This window comes from Agrococcus sp. HG114 (genome assembly GCF_024723325.1).
GTDB lineage: Bacteria > Actinomycetota > Actinomycetes > Actinomycetales > Microbacteriaceae > Agrococcus.
Genome location: NZ_JANQCH010000173.1, coordinates 1 through 3838, shown reverse-complemented (window position 1 = coordinate 3838; position 3838 = coordinate 1). Strand labels below are relative to the sequence as shown.

Annotated in this window: 4 protein-coding genes; all 4 read left to right on the top strand. The window is 75.1% G+C overall.

The annotated features are described in order from the left end of the window. The first annotated feature begins 65 nt into the window (after positions 1-65). On the top strand, positions 66-782 hold the full coding sequence (locus NWP09_RS12175; protein ID WP_258275768.1) for a DUF2520 domain-containing protein: 717 nt from the start codon (positions 66-68) through the stop codon (positions 780-782). A 150-nt stretch (positions 783-932) separates the two neighbouring features. After that, complete coding sequence (gene panC / locus NWP09_RS12170) at positions 933-1796, top strand: pantoate--beta-alanine ligase (RefSeq protein WP_258275767.1); 864 nt, start codon at positions 933-935, stop codon at positions 1794-1796. A gap of 58 nt (positions 1797-1854) precedes the next feature. Continuing rightward, positions 1855-3612, top strand: a complete 1758-nt coding sequence (lysS, locus tag NWP09_RS12165; protein WP_258275766.1) for a lysine--tRNA ligase — start codon at positions 1855-1857, stop codon at positions 3610-3612. Positions 3613-3649: 37 nt separating this feature from the next. Continuing rightward, positions 3650-3838, top strand: a 189-nt coding sequence (locus NWP09_RS12160; protein ID WP_258275765.1) for a hypothetical protein, incomplete at its 3' end; no start/stop codon positions are given.

Below are 3838 nucleotides of genomic sequence, written 5' to 3'. Positions count from 1 at the left end.
AGCCCGACGCGCGCTGGCAGCGCCCCGACGATGCTCGCTGAGCCGCAGCCGACGAGGGCGTTCCGATGAGCGGGACGGACGCGTCCCGTCGGCCCGGCCGGCTCGGCGTCGGCATCATCGGCGCGGGCCGGGTCGGCCCGGTGCTCGGGGCGGCGCTCGCCGGGGCGGGGCACGCGATCGTCGGCATCGTCGCGACCGGCGACGACGCGATCGAGCGCGCCCAGGCGGTGCTGCCCGGTGTGGCGCTGCTCGACACGCCGACGCTCGTCGAGCGCAGCGAGCTCGTGCTGCTCGCGGTGCCGAGCGCCGAGCTGCCCGCGCTCGTCGCGGGCCTCGCCGCGACCGGCGCGTGGCAGCCCGGCCAGCTCGTCGTGCACACGGCGCCCGAGCACGGCGTCGAGGTGCTGCGGCCGGCGGTCGAGCGCGGCGCGATCCCGATCGCGCTCCACCCGGCGATGACGTTCACCGGCACGTCGCTCGACCTCGGCCGGCTCCTCGAGTCGACGGTCGCCGTCACCGCGCCCGCGGCCGTGCTGCCGATCGGCCAGGCGCTCGCGGTCGAGATGGGCGCCGAGCCGATCGTCGTCGCGGAGGCCGACCGCCCGGCGTACGCCGAGGCGATCGCCGCCGCGCGGGACTTCGCCGACGGCATCGTCGCGCAGGCCATGCGGCAGCTGCACGAGCTCGGCGTCGAGCGGCCGGGCCGCGTCCTCGGCGGCGTCGTCCGCTCGGCGGTCGAGACCGCCCTCGCGCGCTACCCCGATCCGCCGATCGAGCCCTGACGCTCCGCCGTCGCTCGACCGGTTCCGCCGCTGCCGAGCCGACCATCCGGCCAGCCGGGCACCCAGCCGGTCGAGCGACGAGCTACTGGCCGTGGTCGGCGAGGCGGAGGCCCGCGCGGCGAGCGCCGACCCGCCGCCGCCTATCCTGGCGTGGTGCCCGCACCCATCCGGACCCTGACCACCGTCGACGAGGCGCGCGCGCTCGTGCGCGAAGCGCGGCAGGCAGGCCGGCGCGTCGCGCTCGTGCCGACGATGGGCGCGCTCCATGCCGGGCACGCGGCGCTCGTGCGCACGGCGCTCGAGGAGGCCGATCTCGTGATCGCCTCGATCTTCGTCAACCCGATGCAGTTCGGCCCGCACGAGGATCTCGACCGCTACCCCCGCACGCCCGACGCCGACCTCGCCGCGCTCGCGGACCTCGGGGTGACTGCGGCCTTCATGCCGACGGTCGACGAGATGTACCCCGACGGCGGCCGCTCCGCGACGCTCGTGACCGCCGGCCACCTCGGCACCGTGCTCGAGGGCCGCAGCCGCCCCGGCCACTTCGACGGCGTGCTCACCGTCGTGACGAAGCTGCTCTCGATCGTCACGCCCGACGTCGCCGTCTTCGGCGAGAAGGACGGCCAGCAGCTCTTCCTCGTGCGCCGCATGGTGCGCGACCTCGATCTGCCCGTGCGCGTCATCGGCGTGCCGACCGTGCGCGAGCCCGACGGCCTCGCGCTCTCGAGCCGCAACCGGCTGCTGCAGGCCGGCGAGCGCGACGACGCGCTCGCGCTCTCCCGCGCGCTCCGCGCCGCGGGCAAGGCCGCCGACCGCGGCGTCGAGGCGATGCTCGCCGCGGCGCAGGCGGTCTTCCAGGACGAGACGGGCGTGCGGCTCGACTACCTCGCCGTCGTCGACCCCCGCACGTTCCTCGGCGCATCCGACGACCACCACGGCCCCGTGCAGGTGCTCGTCGCCGCTCGCGTCGGCACCGTCCGGCTCATCGACAACGCCGTCTTCACGATCCCCTGACGAAGGGGCGGATGCGCGCCCGCGGCCGAGCGGGGCCCGCTCGGTAGGATCGTCAGTCGTGACCGAGACGCCGAACGCCCCCGCCGAGCCCGCCGTCGAGACCGCCGAGCACGAGCGCGCCGACTGGGTCTCGCGCCTCGCCGACGAGGTGGTCGCCGAGGCCGAGCGACGCGGCACGAAGCCGCTCGCCGCATCCGGCGTCTCGCCCTCGGGGCCGATCCACCTCGGCAACTTCCGCGAGGTCATGAGCCCGCACCTCGTCGTCGACGAGCTGCAGCGGCGCGGCATCGAGGCCGAGCACATCTTCAGCTGGGACGACTACGACCGCTTCCGCAAGGTGCCTGCGGGCATCGACGGGGTCGACGAGTCGTGGGCCGAGCACATCGGCAAGCCGCTCACGAGCGTGCCCGCCCCGCCCGGCAGCCAGCACGACTCGTGGGCCGCCCACTTCCGCAGCGCGGCCGAGGCCGCGTTCGCCGAGGCCGGCATCCGCTACCGCGGCATCAGCCAGACCGAGCAGTACCGCGCGGGCGCCTACACCGAGCAGATCCTGCACGCGATGCGCCACCGCCGCGAGATCGACGCGATCCTCGCGCAGTACCGCACGCTGCCCGCGGCGAAGGACGACGACGAGGAGCTGCAGCGCGCGCTCGCGGAGTCGTCGGGCGCCGCGAGCGAGGACGACGGCTCGGGCGGCGCGGAGTACTACCCGTACAAGCCGTACTGCACGAGCTGCGGCAAGGACCTCACGACGATCGAGGCGTACGACGACGACTCGACCGAGATGACCTACTCGTGCCAGTGCGGGCACCGCGAGACGGTGCTGCTGCGCGAGTTCCGCTCGGGCAAGCTCGTCTGGAAGGTCGACTGGCCGATGCGGTGGGCGTACGAGCGCGTCGTGTTCGAGCCGAGCGGGGTCGATCACCAGAGCCCCGGCTCGTCGTTCCAGGTCGGGCTCGAGCTCGCGCCGGTGTTCGGCTGGGAGCGACCGCTCGGGCCGATGTACGCGTTCGTCGGCTTCGGCGGCGCCGCGAAGATGTCGTCGTCGCGCGGCGGCGCCCCGACGCCCGCCGACGCGCTCGCCGTGATGGAGGCGCCCGTGCTGCGCTGGCTCTACGCGCGGCGCCGCATGAACCAGTCGTTCGACGTCGCCTTCGGCTCCGAGCTGCAGCGCACCTACGACGAGTGGGACGCCCTCGCGCGGAAGGCCGCCGCCGGCACCGCCCAGGCCGCCGAGCTCGCGGCCCTCGAGCGCGCGACGGCCACGGCGCACGAGCGGCTGCCCGAGACGCCGCGCCGCGTCGCCTACCGCACCCTCGCATCCGTCGTCGACATCACCTTCGGCGACGAGGCGCAGATCCTGCGGATCCTGCGCGGCCTCGACGCCGACTCTCCCGTCACCGGCCTCGACGAGCTGCGGCCGCGCCTCGACCGGGTCGAGGCGTGGGTCGCGACCCACATGCCCGCCGACGAGCACACGATCGTGCGCGCCGAGCCCGACCGCGCCGCGCTCGACGCGCTCACCGAGGGCGAGCGCGACGCGATCGCGCTGCTGCTCGACGGCGGCGGCGGCCTGCCGCCCATCGAGGAGGCGTGGACGCTCGACGGCCTCACCCACCAGGTGTACGGCGTCGCGAAGGTGCAGCGCGGCCTCGAGCCCGACGCGATCGTGAAGGGCGACAAGGAGCTCTCGAGCGCGCAGCGCGCGTTCTTCGCGCTGCTCTACCGACTGCTCGTCGGCCGCGACACGGGCCCGCGCATCCCGACGCTCCTGCTCGCGATCGGCCGCGAGCGCGTGCGCGAGCTGCTGACCTGACGCGGCCCTCGGCGTGCCCGGCCGGTAGGCTGGTCGCATGCCTGAGAGCTGGTGGGGGAACGCGATCTTCTCGCTCATCCCGACGATCGTGCTCGGGCTCATCTTCTGGATGGTGCTGCGCATGATCATCCGCGGCGACCGCACCGCGCGCCGCGAGTACGACCGCATCGAGGCCGAGGAGCGCGCGAAGGCCGGCCTGCCGCCGCGCGAGCGCAGCCGCCCCGCC

Excerpts from the sequence above, each read along its gene's own strand:
- NWP09_RS12175 (WP_258275768.1), top strand. The coding sequence starts at position 66 with ATGAGCGGGACGGACGCGTCCCGTCGGCCCGGCCGGCTCGGCGTCGGC.